19 protein-coding genes are annotated in these 16,010 nt (G+C 66.7%); 8 read left to right on the forward strand and 11 right to left on the reverse strand.

The features are described from left to right. Position 1: 1 nt before the first annotated feature. The 4 genes from BS38_RS0112760 to BS38_RS0112775 all read left to right on the forward strand — a co-directional run bounded on the left by BS38_RS0112760 (position 2) and on the right by BS38_RS0112775 (position 3,671). Positions 2–1,276, forward strand: coding sequence for a DUF6986 family protein (locus tag BS38_RS0112760; RefSeq protein WP_028271160.1), 1,275 nt, complete (start codon positions 2–4; stop codon positions 1,274–1,276). Positions 1,277–1,286: 10 nt separating this feature from the next. Then, positions 1,287–2,099 carry a bifunctional allantoicase/(S)-ureidoglycine aminohydrolase gene (locus BS38_RS0112765; RefSeq protein ID WP_028271161.1) on the forward strand — a complete coding sequence of 271 codons (813 nt, stop codon included), beginning with the start codon at positions 1,287–1,289 and terminating at the stop codon, positions 2,097–2,099. A 55-nt stretch (positions 2,100–2,154) separates the two neighbouring features. Further along, complete coding sequence (locus BS38_RS0112770; RefSeq protein WP_043438577.1) at positions 2,155–3,318, forward strand: serine hydrolase domain-containing protein; 1,164 nt, start codon at positions 2,155–2,157, stop codon at positions 3,316–3,318. A gap of 134 nt (positions 3,319–3,452) precedes the next feature. Beyond that, the gene (locus BS38_RS0112775) at positions 3,453–3,671 is read left to right on the forward strand and encodes a hypothetical protein (protein ID WP_028271163.1); all 219 of its coding nucleotides are present in this window, start codon (positions 3,453–3,455) and stop codon (positions 3,669–3,671) included. A 32-nt stretch (positions 3,672–3,703) separates the two neighbouring features. Here the strand turns inward: BS38_RS0112775 and BS38_RS0112780 are convergent, their stop codons facing one another. The 5 genes from BS38_RS0112780 to BS38_RS0112800 form a co-directional block, all read right to left on the reverse strand. Continuing rightward, positions 3,704–4,402, reverse strand: a complete 699-nt coding sequence (locus tag BS38_RS0112780) for an HAD family hydrolase (RefSeq protein WP_028271164.1) — start codon at positions 4,400–4,402, stop codon at positions 3,704–3,706. A 45-nt stretch (positions 4,403–4,447) separates the two neighbouring features. Beyond that, positions 4,448–4,759, reverse strand: a complete 312-nt coding sequence (locus tag BS38_RS0112785; protein ID WP_028271165.1) for a DUF1508 domain-containing protein — start codon at positions 4,757–4,759, stop codon at positions 4,448–4,450. Positions 4,760–4,857: 98 nt separating this feature from the next. Then, positions 4,858–5,235, reverse strand: coding sequence for a VOC family protein (locus BS38_RS0112790; RefSeq protein ID WP_028271166.1), 378 nt, complete (start codon positions 5,233–5,235; stop codon positions 4,858–4,860). Positions 5,236–5,321: 86 nt separating this feature from the next. Beyond that, complete coding sequence (locus BS38_RS0112795) at positions 5,322–6,194, reverse strand: fumarylacetoacetate hydrolase family protein (RefSeq protein WP_028271167.1); 873 nt, start codon at positions 6,192–6,194, stop codon at positions 5,322–5,324. Between the two features lie 106 nt (positions 6,195–6,300). Next, positions 6,301–8,094: a glycoside hydrolase family 15 protein gene (locus BS38_RS0112800; protein WP_028271168.1), complete on the reverse strand. Its 1,794-nt coding sequence runs from the start codon at positions 8,092–8,094 to the stop codon at positions 6,301–6,303. Positions 8,095–8,246: 152 nt separating this feature from the next. Here BS38_RS0112800 and BS38_RS0112805 point away from each other — a divergent pair, with 152 nt between their 5' ends. Next, on the forward strand, positions 8,247–8,978 hold the full coding sequence (locus BS38_RS0112805; RefSeq protein WP_028271169.1) for a DUF72 domain-containing protein: 732 nt from the start codon (positions 8,247–8,249) through the stop codon (positions 8,976–8,978). Between the two features lie 96 nt (positions 8,979–9,074). Further along, positions 9,075–10,133 (forward strand): App1 family protein, encoded by a 1,059-nt coding sequence (locus tag BS38_RS0112810; RefSeq protein WP_043438579.1) that lies wholly within the window; start codon positions 9,075–9,077, stop codon positions 10,131–10,133. Between the two features lie 44 nt (positions 10,134–10,177). Here the strand turns inward: BS38_RS0112810 and BS38_RS0112815 are convergent, their stop codons facing one another. From BS38_RS0112815 to BS38_RS0112830, 4 genes are all read right to left on the reverse strand, one after another. Beyond that, positions 10,178–11,677, reverse strand: coding sequence for a GH1 family beta-glucosidase (locus tag BS38_RS0112815; RefSeq protein WP_028271171.1), 1,500 nt, complete (start codon positions 11,675–11,677; stop codon positions 10,178–10,180). 40 nt (positions 11,678–11,717) lie between these two features. Then, positions 11,718–12,107 carry a hypothetical protein gene (locus BS38_RS0112820; protein ID WP_028271172.1) on the reverse strand — a complete coding sequence of 130 codons (390 nt, stop codon included), beginning with the start codon at positions 12,105–12,107 and terminating at the stop codon, positions 11,718–11,720. Between the two features lie 18 nt (positions 12,108–12,125). Beyond that, on the reverse strand, positions 12,126–12,551 hold the full coding sequence (locus BS38_RS25085; protein ID WP_043438582.1) for a J domain-containing protein: 426 nt from the start codon (positions 12,549–12,551) through the stop codon (positions 12,126–12,128). A 96-nt stretch (positions 12,552–12,647) separates the two neighbouring features. Continuing rightward, a complete protein-coding gene (locus BS38_RS0112830; RefSeq protein ID WP_028271173.1) occupies positions 12,648–13,073 on the reverse strand; it encodes an Hsp20/alpha crystallin family protein in 426 nt (141 codons plus the stop codon). A 141-nt stretch (positions 13,074–13,214) separates the two neighbouring features. On the opposite strand from BS38_RS0112830, the gene BS38_RS25090 reads away from it, so the two are divergent. Continuing rightward, positions 13,215–13,550, forward strand: coding sequence for a MerR family transcriptional regulator (locus BS38_RS25090; RefSeq protein WP_051628885.1), 336 nt, complete (start codon positions 13,215–13,217; stop codon positions 13,548–13,550). A gap of 59 nt (positions 13,551–13,609) precedes the next feature. On the opposite strand, the gene BS38_RS0112840 is transcribed toward BS38_RS25090, so the two are convergent. Both BS38_RS0112840 and BS38_RS0112845 read right to left on the reverse strand, forming a co-directional pair. After that, entirely contained in the window at positions 13,610–13,918 is a 309-nt protein-coding gene (locus BS38_RS0112840; protein WP_043438585.1) for an MmcQ/YjbR family DNA-binding protein, read from the reverse strand. Between the two features lie 6 nt (positions 13,919–13,924). After that, on the reverse strand, positions 13,925–14,707 hold the full coding sequence (locus BS38_RS0112845; RefSeq protein ID WP_028271175.1) for a phosphatase PAP2 family protein: 783 nt from the start codon (positions 14,705–14,707) through the stop codon (positions 13,925–13,927). Positions 14,708–14,853: 146 nt separating this feature from the next. Between BS38_RS0112845 and BS38_RS0112850 the strand changes: the two genes are divergently transcribed. Next, on the forward strand, positions 14,854–15,966 hold the full coding sequence (locus BS38_RS0112850) for a DNA alkylation repair protein (protein WP_028271176.1): 1,113 nt from the start codon (positions 14,854–14,856) through the stop codon (positions 15,964–15,966). Positions 15,967–16,010 lie beyond the last annotated feature (44 nt).

Consider the following 16,010-nt stretch of genomic DNA (forward strand, 5'->3'; position numbering starts at 1 on the left):
CATGGCGGTACCCTCCGGCTCCCTCAGCGCGCACGATCTCGCGCAGATCGACGCACAGCTGGCCGACACCGACCGGCTGCTGGAGCGCAACTACCCGGGCGACGACGGCACCCGCCAGCCGGTACATACCGTGTATGTACCGGCGGACCGTTTCACGCCGTCGTTCTCCGCTGAGTGGGGGGCTACGGCACTGGCCGCGGCGGAAGCCCACGGCGGCCTGGCCCGTCTGGGCCACCTGCTCGGCCAGGACGCCGAACTTGCCGAAGCCGTGGCCGCGCGAGTCCAGGCGAAACTGGAAAGCGAACCGGTTGAGGACCTGCGCCTGGACTTCGAAGACGGTTTCGGGGAGAGGGGCGACGACGCCGAGGACGCGGCCGCTGTTGCGGCGGCTTCCGCCGTGGCCGCGGCAGTCGCGGCCGGCTCAGCGCCCCCGTTCATCGGCATCCGGTTCAAGTGCTTCGAGGCGGCCACCCGTGCCCGCGGCCTGCGCACCCTGGACCTGTTCGTCTCCGGACTGGCCGCAGCGGGCGAGCTGCCGCAGGGCCTGATCCTCACCCTTCCCAAAGTCACCACCGTGGCGCAGGTGAAGGCCATGGACTTCGCCGTGTCCCGGCTGGAGGAAGCGCACTCGCTGCCCGCCGGCCGGCTGCGGTTCGAGGTGCAGGTGGAAACGCCGCAGCTCATCCTCGGCCCGGAAGGAACATCGCCGGTGGCGCAGCTGCCGCACGCGGTCCCGGGACGGATCAGCGGCCTGCACTACGGCACGTACGACTACTCCGCCTCGTTGCAGATCTCCGCGGAATACCAGTCCATGGAACATCCGGTGGCGGACTTCGCCAAGGAAGTCATGCAGCTGGCGGTGGCCGGGACGGGCATCCGCTTGTCGGACGGCTCCACCAACATCATCCCCGTGGGCGACAACGTCGAAAACGCGTGGCAGCTGCACGGCCGGCTGGTGCGGCGCTCCCTGGAGCGCGGCTACTACCAGGGCTGGGACCTGCACCCGGCCCAGCTGCCCAGCCGCTTCGCGGCCACCTATGCTTTCTACCGCCAGGGCCTGCCCGCCGCGGCGGCACGGCTGCGCAACTACGTGGACCGGACCGAGGGCGGGGTCATGGACGAACCCGCCACCGCCCGCGCGCTGGCCGCGTTCGTGCTGCGCGGCGTCCAGTGCGGAGCCGTCGGCGCCGAAGACGTCCAGGCGCTTGCCGGCGTCGGAATCCCCCAGTTGACCGGCCTTGCGCACCCGCGGCTGGCCCACTCCACTTCGAAGTAAGGATCCAATGATGGGAAAGTATTACTACCCCCAGGGCGGCCTGCCGCCGCAGACCCACCTCACCACGGAACGGGCCATCGTCACGGAGGCCTACACGGTCATCCCCAAGGGCGTCATGACCGACATCGTGACCAGCACCCTGCCGGGGTTCTCCAACACGCGCTCCTGGATCCTGGCCCGCCCGATTGCCGGGTTTGCCACCACGTTCTCGCAGCTCATCGTGGAGATCGGCCCCGGCGGCGGCGCTCCCAAGGCCGAGTTTGAGCCCGGCGTCGAAGGCGTCGTTTTCGTCACCAAGGGCAAGGTCAACCTGACCCTCGACGGCGAACTCCACCAGCTTGAGGAAGGCGGCTACGCCTACCTGGCCGCCGGATCCGCCTGGGGCCTGGAGAACGTCTCGGATGACATTGTCTCCTTCCAGTGGATCCGCAAGGCCTACGAGCGCCTTGAGGGCTACGAGGCAAAGTCCTTCGTCACCAGTGACGCCGAAGTGGAACCCACCGCCATGCCGGATACCAACGGCGCCTGGAAGACCACCCGCTTCACGGATTCCAGCGACCTGGCCCACGACATGCAGGTGAACATCGTGACGTTCCAGCCGGGCGGGGTCATCCCGTTCCCGGAGACCCACGTCATGGAGCACGGCCTGTATGTCCTCGAAGGCAAGGCCATGTATCTGCTCAACAACGACTGGGTTGAGGTGGAGGCCGGCGACTTCATGTGGCTGCGCGCCTTCTGCCCGCAGGCCTGCTACGCCGGCGGCCCGGGCGAGTTCCGCTACCTGCTGTACAAGGACATGAACCGCCAGATCCGCCTGACCTGACCGGCTTCGCGGCCGCGGCCGACGGCTATTGACGCGTCTGAAAGCCCTGAGGAACATGAGTTCCGTGGCACGGATTCGCGCACTGCCGTTCCGGACCGCGGCCGCGGCGACCGTCGCCGTGCTGGTCGCCGCACTGGGCGGCTGCACTGCGGCTCCGGAACCGCCGGAGCAGCCCTCGTCGCTGGCACGGCTGGCGGCAGCGCTGGAAGAGTTTGGCAACGAAATGCTCGACGACGGCGCCCCCGCCGTCCTGATGCAGGCCAAAGTGCGGGGTGAAGAATGGTCACGCGCTTCCGGGGTGAGAAGCCTCGAAGGCAGGGAACCGCTGGAGGTTGACGATCCCGTGCCCGTCGGACGGGTCACCGAGTCCTTCATTGCAGTGTCCGTGCTCAAACTCGCGGTTGAAGGCAGGCTGGGCCTTGAGGACCCTGTCAGCCGGCATTTGCCGGACTTCGAGAGCATCATGCACCCGCCGGGGCCGGTCACGGTTCGGCGGCTCCTGCAGCACGAGTCCGGGATGCCGGACTACCTCGTCCCGCTGCTTCAGCAGGGTAGCCTGGGCGAGGTGCTGGCCGCCGGCCGCAGCCACCGGGAGCTCCTCACCCTGGCCGCGACCCGCAAGTGGGAGCCGCGGCTGGCGCAGGGTTACGAGTACTCGGGTTCGGACTACGTCGTGCTGGGCATGATCGTGGAACGGCTTCGAGGGTTGCCGATTAGCGACGTCCTGCGATCCGACGTGACGGAACCGCTCGGCCTCACCGCCACGCGGATGACCGAACGCGGCCCCGCACCTCCCGCACTGGTCCACGGCTACGTCACCAGTTCCGGCGAGCGCCTCGATGTCAGCTACCCCGCAGTCCGCGCAGGCGACCCTGCCGTGGGCCTGGTGTCCACAGTCGCCGACCTGAACACCTTCTACGCCGCGCTGCTCGAGGGCCGCCTGATCCCGCGGTCCATGGTCACGGACATGCAGACCCCGCCTTACGCCCGGTACGGGATGGGGATCCAGCGCTGGAACGACACCTGCACCAACAACTTTTACTACGGCCGCGCCGGTGATTCAGCCGGCTACGGCACTATTTCGATGTCCAGCGCCGACGGAACCCGGCAGGCATCGGTCTCCCTGGCTGCCCCGCCGCAGCCCTTCAGCCTAAAAGGCAACGGATTGGCGGAGGACCTCGTCGACGTCCTGGAGGAAGCCCTCAACTCAAGCTGTTAGGACTCGCTCCGTGGGACCGGCGCCGCCAGCACGGCGAGGGCGGCGACAAGCTAAGCACACTGAGCAATTCCCTTGCATGCTGACGCCGCGGACCCTAGCGTTGAAGAATCCGAGCATCGAGGAAAGGCAACGAAATGACGCTGTATCAACCAGAGCCGGTGGAGATTTCAACGCGCATGCGTCCCGGCGAGTGGACGGAATCCAGCCTTGAAGAACTGGTCACGTCGTACCGCGCCAAGCTGATGGAAATGGGGGCAGGGCCCGCCGATGTCATCACCGAAGTTGAACGGGACGACGACGGTTCGGTCAGCGTCGCGGTCTCCTGGAACAAGGGCGCCATCGCAGATGCCTAAGGCCTCCCGTCGCTAAGGGGCTTCCCTGATCGTTAGGAGCTCCTGGCGAGCCTGCCAATAGCGCTGTCGCGCAGGTTCGCCAGGAGATCCCGTGGATTCTCGTATGTTTCCACGGCGCCGGCCTCCAGCAGTTCGGCGGCAGAGGTTCCGCCGCACGTGAGCCCGATGGTGGGAATGCCAAGCCGGCCGGCGGCGTAGACGTCCCAGACGGCATCTCCCACGTAGACCACGTCACCTGCCTGCAGGCCCACCGCATCCAGGGCTGCCTGGAGGATGTCCGGAGCGGGTTTCCCGGCCTTGGCATCGTTGGCACAGGTCGCGGCGTGCAGATAGGAATCGGCCCGCAATGTTGACCGCAGGGCGTCAAGGTCCTGCTTCCGCGCGGAGGACGCCAGCGCCACGGCGAATCCGCTCTCATAGCACTGGGCCAGGAGGTCCCGCGCCCCGTCCAGCGGACGGAGCGCGGGCCAGAAGGTGGCGAAAATCGCGCCGTGGGAGGACTTGATGGAGGCGTCGCCCGATTTGTCGCGGCCTGCCGGCAGGAGGTGGTCCAGCAGTTCCGCACCACCCATGCCTACGGAGCGGTGGATGGCCGACATCGGGACGTCTAGCCCCGCCTCCCGGAACGCCTGCCACCAGGCGAACGTATGCAGGTAGCAGGAATCAACCAGGGTCCCGTCGACGTCGAACAGAACGCCGTGCTTCCGGCCGCCCGGCCCGCTAGGCGTCATAGCCGTTAGGCGACATACGTGTTGGGTGACATGGCCTGCCCTGTTTCAGTAGTGCGTGCGGGCACGTTTGATACCCGTGGCCCCCGTTGGCCTGCCGGACCCCAGCACGCCGATGTTCTTCGGCGCCTTGACGTGCTGCCGCACAGGCGGTTGCTTCAACGGTTCGGAGTCCTGGCTCTCGCTGAGGTCCCGGATCAGCCCGGTGCCTGCGATTTCGCGGGCCTTGGCCACGCCGGCCGCTGCGGCACGCTTGGTGGGGAAGGTCACTGAGATCGCCATCAGCGTTCCGTTTCCGTCAATGAGCTTGACGCGGTATCCGCCGTCGGGCGCATCAACCAGTTCGAAATGTCCAGCCATTGCAGTTCCTCCGCTTCAACCCCAACCTGAGGTATTAGTAAGTATACTTACCTCCGCGGGTAACGGAAGACCTGCTGTCCTGTTCAGGCACGGCCTGGTCAGGCGCTGACCACCGAGAGCACGTTGCCGGCCGGGTCCTTGAACCACGCAATCGCCATCCCGCCCTCCTTCATGATCCCCTTGGCATCAGTGGGCATGGCAGGGTCATCGTAGATTTTGGTTTGGACGCCCAGGCCGTTCAACTCGTCCACGGCCTGTTCCACATCCTCGGCGACAAGGTTCAGCACCGTGAAGGTCGCGGCCTCGTGGTTGTCCTTCGGGTAGATCATGACCCGGGAACCCGACGGGAGCTGCACCTGGAGGGTTCCCATCCCGCCGTCGGAGACGTCCAGTCCCAGTGTCTCGCCGTAAAACGTCCTGGCCTTTTCCAGATCATCAACGCTGAAGCTGGAAAAGGCGTCCTTTGGCTTGAACATGGCACTCTCCTCGGGCCCGGAATCTGTTGGATACGGCCCAGCGTGCCACAAGCCGGCGCCCTTGGCGAGGGGTTCCGGCTTGGCCGTCAGACGGCCGGGGTCCGGCGAAGAACCTGGCGCTGGCGGCCCAGTCCCTCGACTTCGAGTTCCAGGACGTCGCCGTCTTGCAGGTAGGGGAAGCGCCCGGAGAGGGCCACTCCCTCGGGGGTGCCGGTCAGGATGACATCGCCGGCCTCCAGCACCATGAACTGGCTCAGGTGGTGCACCACGGCCGGGACGTCGAAGATCAGGTCCGCCGTGGACGAGTCCTGGCGCACTTCGCCATTCACCCAGGTCTGCAGCCGCAGCGCCGATGCATCCAGGGCGCCGGCCGGTACAAACCACGGGCCCAGCGGAGTGGAGCCGGGGAGCGACTTTCCCTTCACCCACTGTCCTGCGGCGCCGGGCAGCTGGTATTCCCGCTCCGACAGGTCGTTGGCGACCACGTAACCCGCCACACATTCCGCGGCTTCGTCCGTCGAGGCCAGGTAGGAGGCCCGGCGCCCGATCACAACAGCCAACTCCACTTCCCAGTCGTACTTGCGGGACAGCGGCGGGATGGGGGCGTCGTCGAACGGACCGGCCACGGTGTTGCTGGGCTTCAGGAACACCACCGGAACCTCCGGGACGGCCGCCGCGGACTCCGCGGCATGACCGGCGTAGTTCAGGCCGATCCCCACGACGGCCCCCGGCCGGGCCAGCGGTGCGCCGAAGCGCAGCGTACCGGCGTCGGGGATTTCAGCCAGGCTCCCGGCCGCAAGGGCATCGCGGACCCGGGCGACGCCTCCGGCTTCCAGGAACGCACCGTCGATGTCAGCGGCAACGCCGGCGAGCGAATACCACTTTCCGTTGGATTCAGGGCCCTCCGGCTGAACGGCCGGCTGTTCCCTGCCCGGATCTCCGAGACGCGCAAATTTCACCGGTCCACACTCCTTCGTGCCTGTTCCAATAGGTTCCGTGACCATGGAACCATGCAGCCGGCAGCTGCCCCCAGCTGAACCAAATGTGACCGGCCGGGGGCGGAGGTCAGTGCCCGTGCACGGGGGCGTCGCTGCGCTGGACACTGTCCTCGTAGAGCTCCATGGCGCTCATAACCAGCGCGAAGTGACTGAATGCCTGCGGCGTGTTCCCCAGCTGTCGGCCCGACTCCACGCCCCACTCCTCGCTCAGGAGGCCCACATCGTTGCGCAGTGCCAGGAGCCGTTCAAAAAGCTCCTTGGCTTCGCGGCGCCGGCCCACGCCGATGAGTGCTTCCACCAGCCAGAAGGAACAGGCCAGGAAGACGCCTTCGTCACCGGGCAGCCCGTCGTCCGCTTCTTCCGGGCGGTACCGCAGCACGAAGCCGTCGTGGGTGAGTTCGCGCTGCACCGCCTCGACGGTGCCCAGCACCCTGGGGTCATCCGGCGGCAGGAAGCCGACGCGCGGAATCAGCAGCAGGCTCGCGTCCAGCTCCGGGCGCCCATAGGACTGGACAAAGGTGTTGCGCTCCGCGTCGAAGCCGTTCGCCATGACGTCGGCATGGATCCTGTCGCGCAGGGCTTCCCAGCGGTCCGCGGGCCCCACCAGGCCGAAGTCCCGCACGCCCTTGACCATCCGGTCCGCGGCGACCCAGGCCATCACCTTGGAGTGCGTGAAATGGCGCCGCGGGCCACGCATTTCCCACAAGCCGTTGTCCGGCTGCTGCCAGGCACCTTCGAGGTGTTCCATGAGGGCAACCTGGACGTCCCAGGCTTCGTCGCTGTGCTTCAGCAGCGAGTGCCGGGTCAGGGCCAGGCAGTCCAGCACCTCGCCCCAGACGTCCAGCTGGAGCTGGCGCGCGGCTCCGTTGCCGATCCGGACGGGTGCTGATTTTTCATATCCCTCGAGCCACGGCAGCTCCATCTCCGGCAGCCGCCGCTCGCCGTGGATGCCGTACATGATCTGCAGGTCCGCCGGGTCCCCGGCCACTGCCCGCAGCAGCCAGTCCCGCCAGGAGGCGGCTTCGTCGGTGTAGCCGGCGGCCAGCAGCGCCTGCAGCGTCAGCGTGGCGTCCCGCAGCCAGCAGTAGCGGTAATCCCAGTTGCGCGGGCCGCCCAGCTGTTCGGGCAGGGACGTGGTCACCGCCGCCACAATGCCTCCGGTCGGGGCGTAGGTCAGGGCTTTCAGGGTGATCAGCGAGCGCTGGATGGCCTCCCGGTACGGTCCGGTGATCTTGCACTTGGCGGACCATTCGCGCCAGAAGGACTCCGTTGAGTCCAGGTATGCCTCCGGGTCGATGGACCGGGGCCGGGGCAGGTGGCTCGGGGTCCAGGTCAGTACGAAAGGAATCCGCTCGCCTGCGTGGACCGTGAAGTCGCTGACAGTGTGCATGCGTTCGCCCCGCAGCGGGGCTTCGGTGACCAGGTAGGCTGCATCCGGGCCGGCGATGGCGTGGATGCCGTGGTTGTCGTGCCGGACCCACGGCACGATGTGGCCGTAGTCGAACCGCAGCGTGAGTTCGCCGCGCATCCGCACCGAACCGCGGACGCCGACGACGATCCGCACAATGTCCGCCACACTGTCGCGCGGCGGCATGAAGTCGATGACCTTGACCTTGCCACCGGGAGTTTCCCACTCCGTTTCCAGGATGAGGGTCCCCTTTCGGTAGTGGCGGCGGGTGCATTCCCCGCCGTCGGCAGGCGCCAACAGCCACCGCCCGGCCCTCGGCGTGTCCAGCAGGGCGTTGAAGCAGGCCGGCGAATCAAACCTCGGCAGGCACAGCCAGTCGATGGAGCCCCCGGTGCTGATCAGGGCAGCCGTGTGCAGATCGCCCACCACGGCGTAGTCCTCTATGCGTGCCATGGTCCTTACAGTGCCACAACCGCTCCGGGCCGACTACTATCCAAGGCATGCTGCAACGGAACTTCGGAAACTCCCGGCGGGTCTGCTCCTGGCAGGGAACGCTCCCGGCGCGGTCCGGGCCCGGCGCGGACTGACTGAGGTCCAAGGACACCATGGGGATCCATATCGGGACGTCCGGCTGGAGCTACGACCATTGGGAGAACGTGCTCTACCCGCCGGGACTTCCGGCGCGCGACCGGCTGGCCCACTACGTGGCGCGGTTCGGCACGGTGGAGCTGAACGCAAGCTTCTACCGCTGGCCCCGGGAATCATCCTTCGCCAGCTGGCGCCGGCGCCTTCCGGAGGGCTTCATGATGTCCGTCAAGGCCCCGCGCGGGCTCACCCATGCGAAGAAGCTCTATGGGCCCGACGCGTGGGTGGAGCGCATCACCAGGTGCTGGCATGAGCTGGGCGACAAGCGGGCGGTACTGCTGGTCCAGCTTCCGCCGGGCCTGGGCCGCGACGACGCCCGTCTTGACTACTTCCTGGCGGCCCTGCCGTGGTGGGTGCGCGTGGCAGTGGAATTCCGCCACACCAGCTGGGACCACCCCGAGGTGTATGCGCTGCTGGAGCGCCACGGAGCCGCCTATTGCATCATGAGCGGCGCCAACCTGCCCTGCATCCTGCGGGCCACGGCGCCGTTCGTGTACGTCCGCCTGCACGGGCCGGACCACGAGTACCTCTACGGGGGTTCGTATTCGGAGGAGGACCTCCGATGGTGGGCTGAACGGATCCGGGAGTGGAAAGGCCAGGGCAGGGACGTGTTTGCCTATTTCAATAACGACGGCGGCGGCAACGCCGTGCGGAACGCCGACACCTTGCGGTGGCTCCTCGGGGAAGGCTGACGCCCGGTACAGCTTGTACGGTGCGGCTTGTTACGGTGCGGCGCCTTAGTACCAGCACGCCGGTGCCGACGGGCGCCGTTGTGGCAGAGTGGAAGCATGGAATTGGCGCCGCAGGAATCATCGTTGCCCGGAACCCACGCGCTCCGGGCGGCCCACAAGGTCTCGGACACGGTCAACACCGTCCGCATCACGCTGGCCAGGCGCTGGAATTTTGTTCCGCAGACCGTCGCCTACCAAGGGTACGGGTCGACCTCGTGGGTGCGTGTCCTCGGCCGGGTGGTGCTGACCACCAAGCCCAAGCCGGGAAGCCGCGCCGAGCACGCCGCGAAGAACGGAAACCAGAACATCCGCGGCTGGCGTGCATTCACCAGCGTCCCGCTGCAGTTCACCGAGGTGGACATCGAAATCGAGGGCGTGACCACCCGCGTCAAGGCGGACCGCGGCGGCCTCGTGGACACCGTGGTGGAGGTAGCACTCTCCCCGGGCTGGCACACCGCGACGCTGCGGGCCGTCGGAACCGAGGCCGTGCAGGCGAACATCATCGTGATAGGTCCCGACACCAAGTTCGGCATCGTCTCAGACATCGACGACACCGTGATGGTCACTGCACTGCCCAGGCCGTTCCTTGCCCTGTGGAACACCTTCGTGCTCAGTGAGAGGGCACGCATGGCCACGCCCGGAATGCCGGTGCTCATGGACCGCCTGGTGGTGGAACACCCCGATGCGCCGGTGATCTACCTGTCCACCGGACCCTGGAATGCCGCACCCACGCTGGCACGGTTCCTGACCCGCAACATGTACCCCGCCGGTCCCCTCCTGCTGACGGACTGGGGGCTGACCCAGGACCGCTGGTTCCGCAGCGGCCAGGAGCACAAGAACGGCAACCTGGACCGGCTCGCCAAGGAATTCCCCGATATGCGCTGGCTGCTGATCGGCGACAACGGCCAGCACGACGAGCAGATCTACTCCAGGTTTGCCCGGGATCACGGCGACCGTGTGGCCGCCATCGCCATCCGCCAGCTGTCGGTGGGCGAGTCTGTCCTGGCCGGCGGCCACTCGGAGAACGGTGACCACACGGGCTCAAAGGTCCCGTGGATCTACTCCCCCGACGGCGCAGGCATCACCAAGGGCCTCGCCGACCTCAAAATCGTGTAGCCGGCGAACGCGTGGCCGGTCAGTGGCCGGCCACGCGTGAGGCGTCATGCCACCGGCTCCGGCTCACCGGCCGCACTCGAATCGACTGCGGCGGCGGCTCCGTTCTTGCGGGCTTCCTGCAGCTCCTGGAGCCAGTAGTAGGAGGCTTTGGGCGTCCTGGTAAGCGTCTCAAAGTCGACATGCAGGAGGCCGAACGGCTGCTTGTAGCCCGCGGACCACTCGAAGTTGTCCAGCAGGGACCAGACGTAATAGCCGCGCAAGTCAACGGATTCCGCGGGGCCTCCGGGGCTTGTGGCCTCCACCGCGCTGGAAATGTGCTCGGCGAGATAGCGCAGGCGGCGCTCGTCCGGAATGATAATCCGGTCCCCGGCCTTGTCCCGCACCACCAGGTCCTCAAAGCTCGCCCCGCCTTCGGTGATGAAGACCGGCGGCAGGTCCGGATAGCGTTCGGCCATTTCGGCAAGCGCCACCGGCATGTAGTCGGGCCTGATGGGCCACCCGTATGCCGTGGTCTCGGCGTCGGGAAACTCGGTGATGTGGAAGGGCGCGCCGGGAGCGCTGCCGCTGAGGTCATCCCCCATGGCCTCCGCCATCCCGGGAGGAACGGCGCCGTCGCCGGGCCCGGCGGCGACCATCGTAGGCATGTAGTAGTTGAGCCCGTAGAAATCCAACGGCTGCGAGATCAGTTGCAGGTCCTCGTCGGAGGGGCTGAACGAACTGAAGAACGTGGCGGCCCGAACGACGTCCGGGTACTTCCCGAGCAAGACGGGATCCGCGAACAGCCTGTTCTGGAAAACATCCATGAGCGCTGAGCTCAGCTTGTCCAGCGGGTTGATCGAGGCCGGAATCATGGGTGAGTAGACGTTGGTGATCCCGACCTCGCCGGGGACGTTGGCGGCACGCAGTGCCTGCATGGCCAGGCCGTGGCCGAGGAGCTGGTGGTGCACGGTGGGCAGCGCCTTGAGCAACTGCGCTTCGCCGGGCGCGTGGAGGCCCAGGGCATAGCCGTTGGTTGTTACCGTGGCAGGTTCGTTGACGGTACACCACCGGGCTACCCGGTCGCCGAAGGCTGCTGCCGCAATGGAGGCGAACTCGCCGAGCCGGTAGGCCGTATCGCGGTTCATCCAGCCGCCGGCTTCGTCGAGCGGCAGCGGTGTGTCCCAGTGGTAGAGCGTGACCATCGGGGAAATACCGCTGGCCAGCAACTGGTCCAGCAGCCGGTCGTAGAAGTCCAGGCCCTTGGGATTGACCGGGCCGCTGCCGCCGGGCTGGATGCGGGACCAGGACAGCGAGAACCGGTAGGAGTCGATGCCCAGGTCCTTCATCAGCGCGACGTCTTCGGGCATCCGGTGGTAATGGTCACAGGCCGTGACGGGGCTGTGGTCGTCCACGATCGCCCCGGGTTTCCGCGCAAACACATCCCACCCGGATGGTCCGCGGCCGTCCTCGTCCAAGGCACCCTCGATTTGGAAGGCGGCCGTTGCGACGCCCAGCGTGAAGGACGGCGGGATCGTGGCAGCCAGGTCTTTGGCGGAGTAGTTCATCTGCTTGATCCCTTATGTAGTTTCGGGTGGTGGACTGATTTTAGTGCACCGCCGCGTCGGAGCCGAAGAGGAATTCCTTGGCATGCGCCAGCGCTTTTTTGAAAGCATCGTTGCGAAGGGTAATGAGGTGTTCCGTGTCATCGGCTGCCGGTTCGAGGTAACCGGTGAACCCGGGACGCAGCACCCAGATGTCGCCGCCCGGCGGGAGGTAGAACACCCCGAAGGACCGGTGCTGGCTGTCATCCGGTGTCCAGATGGGGACCACCGCCAGAGCCGCCCCTGTCTCGGGATGGATCCACTGGGCCCGCGGGAGCGGTTCCTCGTGGGCCTCGGGATCCAGGAACGGGGCTGTGCCCACACCCCAGCGTTGCTCGAAGCGTTCGTGGAACGCCGGAATCAGATGCGAATCAAAACGGCGCCAGGCGCTCATGGACTGCTCCTCTTCTACTTATCCGGTGCCCGGCCAGGGGCCGCGCTCCCAAAGCACTGGTGTGACCCGCAGCAGCGGGGGCTGCGGAGTGTGTACCCGGCGGACCGGCACCTCGCGGGGCCCGCTGCGGCTAAGATCGCCGGGGTTAAGGTCGCGGGTGATATGCGGAACGGACAGCGCACGGTCGTATTCAGCGCGCGTTTTCGCATCACTCAGCACTGCGAAGGCTTCCATGATGCCCAGCAGCCCGCTGTTGGATCCGCTGCGCCGGCCGGCCACGGCGGCGCCGGCATCTTCACCGGACCAGTCCGGTTTGCCGGACCCGTCTTCGAGATCGGGATGATGGAGCCGCATCAGGGCCCGGTAGGCACGCGCAATCTCCTGGCGCGTGGCCGTCCTGGCCACGTTCAGTACGCCGTAGTAGTCAGGCAACTGGTTGGTCATCGCGTTCACACTGCCTGCCTCGTCGCGGGGCTGCGGCTGCGTGCCGGGGCAGCGGCCGGCACCGACCGGCTGCCGCCCCGGACGCCCGTTCAGCGGCTAGGTGCTGATCTCGTGCATCTTGTCGTGCTTGGTTTCGATTTCGATCTTGCGCGGCTTCGCCTGTTCGGCAACAGGAATGCGGAGGGTCAGCACGCCGGCGTCGTAGCTGGCCTTGACGTTCTCCGTGTCGAGGGTGTCACCGAGGATCAGTTGGCGGCTGAAGACACCGCGGGGCCGCTCCGAAACGACCAATTCCACGTTGGGCTGGGTTTGATCGCGCCGTTCAGCCCGCACAGTCAAAACGTTCCGCTCAACATTGAGGTCCACAGAGTCCACGTCGACTCCCGGCAGATCGAACGCGACGACGAACTCCCCGTCCTCCTGCCAGGCATCCATCGGCATGGCCGCGGGCCGCGCCGCGGTTCCAAACACCTGCTGGGTAAGCCTGTCCAGTTCACGGAACGGGTCCGTACGCATCAACATCATTTCCCACTCCTTCACCTTGTGGTTGTTCCATTTCCTTCTAGCTACCCGCCAATATCTATGGTGGCTGGTATAGATTTTTTATAGCACCGGTGAGAAACTGTGGCAAGGGCATCCGGCACGAAAATTCTATGGAGGATCATGGCCGAGCGCAGTGCGGAGACAGGCCTGTACGCGATCTCCGTGGTGGCCCACCTGGTGGGAACGGGCCAGCAGAACATCAGGCTTTACGAGCGGAAAGGCCTACTCACCCCGGACCGCACCTCCGGCGGGACCCGGCAATACAGCGACGCGGACCTCGCCGTGCTGAAACGCATCGGCGAACTGCTGGACGACGGGCTCAACCTGGCCGGCGTGGCCAAGGTGCTGGAACTCGAGGCGGCCAACACCAGGCTCAGGGTCGAACTGAAAAGGGCCCGCTCACGCCTGCGCGACCGGTCAACAGGGCTGGCCGGCGGGGCTGGGCCGCGGGGCTGAGCCGCGGCTCAGGGCAGGGAGGATCAGGGCAGCGGGGCTGACCCCCGGGGCAGGGAGGATCAGGGCCGGCCGCCGGCAATCAGGTAGGACTCCTCGAGAAGCTCAGCCAGCTCCTGCACGTCGATCCGGTCCAGCCGGACCAGCACCAGCTGCGGTGACCGCTCATGGTGCGGGGTCCAGAAATACGTGTCCGGGTTAGTTCCGGCCAGCGCTTCCCGCTCACGGGTCTTGACCGTGAGGACGCCGTCCTCCCAGATCCTGGCCATCAGGGTCCGAGCGAACCACGCAGGCTGGTTCCAGCTGGGCCGCTCCGTGACGCCGGGCAGCGACAGGCAGATGCGGCGGACGTCCCCTTCGTCGGCGGCCACCCGTGGCTAGCTTTCGGCCGTATCGGCCTTGGACAGTTCGCCGGTGATTTGTTCTCCCGGGATGCGGGCCGTTCGCCACGTGTCCAGGGCAATGACGGCGCCCAGGACCACGAAGGAAATGAACAGGGAGGCCAGTGCATCACTGACCCAGTGGTAGCCGAGGTAGAGCCTGCTGATTGAGGCCAGGAAAATCCCGAAGACGGCGGCGGCGAAGCCAGCCACTGCCGGCCATGTGCTTTGGCGGCGAGAGAAGATCAGGAACGTGGTAACCAGCAGGAAATCGCAGGCACCGAGTACATGCCCCGAGGGGAAGGAGAACGTGACGTCGGGGCCGAAAAGCATGAGGTCCAGGGGCGGACGCTGGCGGCCGACCGACCGGCCGATGATTTGTGCGAGCGCCACTCCGGTGAGCATGGCGCCTGCCAGCAGCAGCGGCCGCCAGGCATGCTTGGCGGCGATGCCCCACACCACGGTGACCACCAGCACGATGATCGGCAGGGCAATGGGCCCGAAGACAATCGCGAGGAAAATCATCAAGGCCGTGATCGGCTCCGACCGCTGGGTGACCAGCCAGGACCGCGCGGGTTCATCCAAACCGGTCAGGCCGTCCCGCCCCAGGACGTCCGTCAAGGTCAACAGGAAGAGTCCGGTACCCAGGATCATCAGGATCACGGCGACGCGGTAGAGGTTCTTACGGGACGCAGCGCTCATGTACCGTTCTTCGACGACGAATTTGTCATGGAAAACCCGCCACCAGTGAGGCGATTTCCGGGATCGATCTTCAGCCATGTGCCGCTTCCACCTATGCAGTCTTATAGATTTGTGTCCGCTGAGATTATCCCGGTTCGGCGATTTTGGCTCGCGGAACCGGGAATCGGGTTCCGCTTCCTCCTCGGCGCACCCGGCCTGGACGGCTGCAACGGTAGCCTGACTGCATGGGTGCCATGAACGAACTTATTGACCAGGCCGCGGTCGGCAGGCTGCTGCGCGTACTCGCGGATGCCGCCCCCGGCACGTCCTGGCCCAGCGTCGAAGCTGCCGGGGCCTCGCTCGCGGACCTCAGCCTCCGGGAACGGACCGACCACGTGAGCCGGGGGCTGCTCGCGGATTTGGCGGCCGACGGAAATCCCGGGGACTATCCGACGGCGGCGCACCTCTTCCGCCGCGCCCTCACGGACCCCGACTTCACCGGCTGGACCATCTGGCCGGTGACGGAAACAGCAGTAACGCTCGCCCTCGATTCATCCGGATCCGCCGATTTTGAAGACTGCCTTCAGCTTCTCGCCGAGCTGACTCCGCGGCTGACCGGGGAATTCGCCATCCGGCGGCTGCTGGCCGCCGACCTGGACCGTGCCCTCGCCGTCGTGCTGACCTGGACCGCCCACCCTGACGCGCATGTGCGCCGGCTCGCCAGCGAGGGGACCCGCCCGTACCTCCCCTGGGCCGTCCGGGTCCCGGGCCTGATCCAGCGCCCTGAGGCCACGATTCCCATCCTCGACGCCCTCTACCGGGATCCGCACGAATACGTTCGCCGTTCGGTGGCGAACCACCTCAATGACCTGGCGCGCCACTCTCCTGAGGAAGTCGTGGCCGCGGCCGCAGCATGGACAGCAGCACCGGATGCCAATACGCCGTGGGTGGTCCGCCACGGACTGCGCACGCTGATCAAGAAGGCCCACCCTGGCGCCCTCGCCCTCCAGGGGTTCGCTCCGGCGTCGCTCTCGGTGTCCCCGCCCAGGCTGGACCGGGACACCGTGGCGCTGCCTGCGGACCTCGCCTTCGAATTCGAGATCTCCAACACGGGGGCCGCTCCGGCCAGGCTCGCAGTGGACTACATCGTCCACTACATGAAGGCGAACGGCTCCCAGGCAGAAAAGGTCTTCAAACTGACAGCCCTGACCCTGGACCCCGGCGAAACCCGGACGATGTCCAAACGGCACGCCTTCCGCCAGATGACCACCCGCGTGCACCACCCTGGCAGCCACGCCCTGGAACTGCAGATCAACGGCATCCGGTACGCCCATACGCAGTTCCTCGTGGAGGTCTGAGCCGCCGCCGGACCGCATCAGGGAATTCAACGGCGCGGGCTGCT

Origin of the sequence: Arthrobacter sp. UNC362MFTsu5.1 (assembly GCF_000685965.1) — a bacterium.
Classification (GTDB): domain Bacteria; phylum Actinomycetota; class Actinomycetes; order Actinomycetales; family Micrococcaceae; genus Arthrobacter.

Bases quoted from the DNA above. Each gene is read 5' to 3' on its own strand.
- BS38_RS0112790 (WP_028271166.1), bottom strand. From the start codon at position 5,235: ATGTTCAAGCCAAAGGACGCCTTTTCCAGCTTCAGCGTTGATGATCTG.
- BS38_RS0112785 (WP_028271165.1), bottom strand. From the start codon at position 4,759: ATGGCTGGACATTTCGAACTGGTTGATGCGCCCGACGGCGGATACCGC.
- BS38_RS25085 (WP_043438582.1), bottom strand. From the start codon at position 12,551: ATGACCAACCAGTTGCCTGACTACTACGGCGTACTGAACGTGGCCAGG.
- BS38_RS25090 (WP_051628885.1), top strand. From the start codon at position 13,215: ATGGCCGAGCGCAGTGCGGAGACAGGCCTGTACGCGATCTCCGTGGTG.
- BS38_RS0112800 (WP_028271168.1), bottom strand. From the start codon at position 8,094: ATGGCACGCATAGAGGACTACGCCGTGGTGGGCGATCTGCACACGGCT.
- BS38_RS0112815 (WP_028271171.1), bottom strand. From the start codon at position 11,677: ATGAACTACTCCGCCAAAGACCTGGCTGCCACGATCCCGCCGTCCTTC.
- BS38_RS0112805 (WP_028271169.1), top strand. From the start codon at position 8,247: ATGGGGATCCATATCGGGACGTCCGGCTGGAGCTACGACCATTGGGAG.
- BS38_RS0112850 (WP_028271176.1), top strand. From the start codon at position 14,854: ATGGGTGCCATGAACGAACTTATTGACCAGGCCGCGGTCGGCAGGCTG.
- BS38_RS0112820 (WP_028271172.1), bottom strand. From the start codon at position 12,107: ATGAGCGCCTGGCGCCGTTTTGATTCGCATCTGATTCCGGCGTTCCAC.
- BS38_RS0112780 (WP_028271164.1), bottom strand. From the start codon at position 4,402: ATGACGCCTAGCGGGCCGGGCGGCCGGAAGCACGGCGTTCTGTTCGAC.
- BS38_RS0112775 (WP_028271163.1), top strand. From the start codon at position 3,453: ATGACGCTGTATCAACCAGAGCCGGTGGAGATTTCAACGCGCATGCGT.
- BS38_RS0112770 (WP_043438577.1), top strand. From the start codon at position 2,155: ATGAGTTCCGTGGCACGGATTCGCGCACTGCCGTTCCGGACCGCGGCC.
- BS38_RS0112760 (WP_028271160.1), top strand. From the start codon at position 2: ATGGCGGTACCCTCCGGCTCCCTCAGCGCGCACGATCTCGCGCAGATC.
- BS38_RS0112765 (WP_028271161.1), top strand. From the start codon at position 1,287: ATGGGAAAGTATTACTACCCCCAGGGCGGCCTGCCGCCGCAGACCCAC.
- BS38_RS0112830 (WP_028271173.1), bottom strand. From the start codon at position 13,073: ATGTTGATGCGTACGGACCCGTTCCGTGAACTGGACAGGCTTACCCAG.
- BS38_RS0112810 (WP_043438579.1), top strand. From the start codon at position 9,075: ATGGAATTGGCGCCGCAGGAATCATCGTTGCCCGGAACCCACGCGCTC.
- BS38_RS0112845 (WP_028271175.1), bottom strand. From the start codon at position 14,707: ATGGCTGAAGATCGATCCCGGAAATCGCCTCACTGGTGGCGGGTTTTC.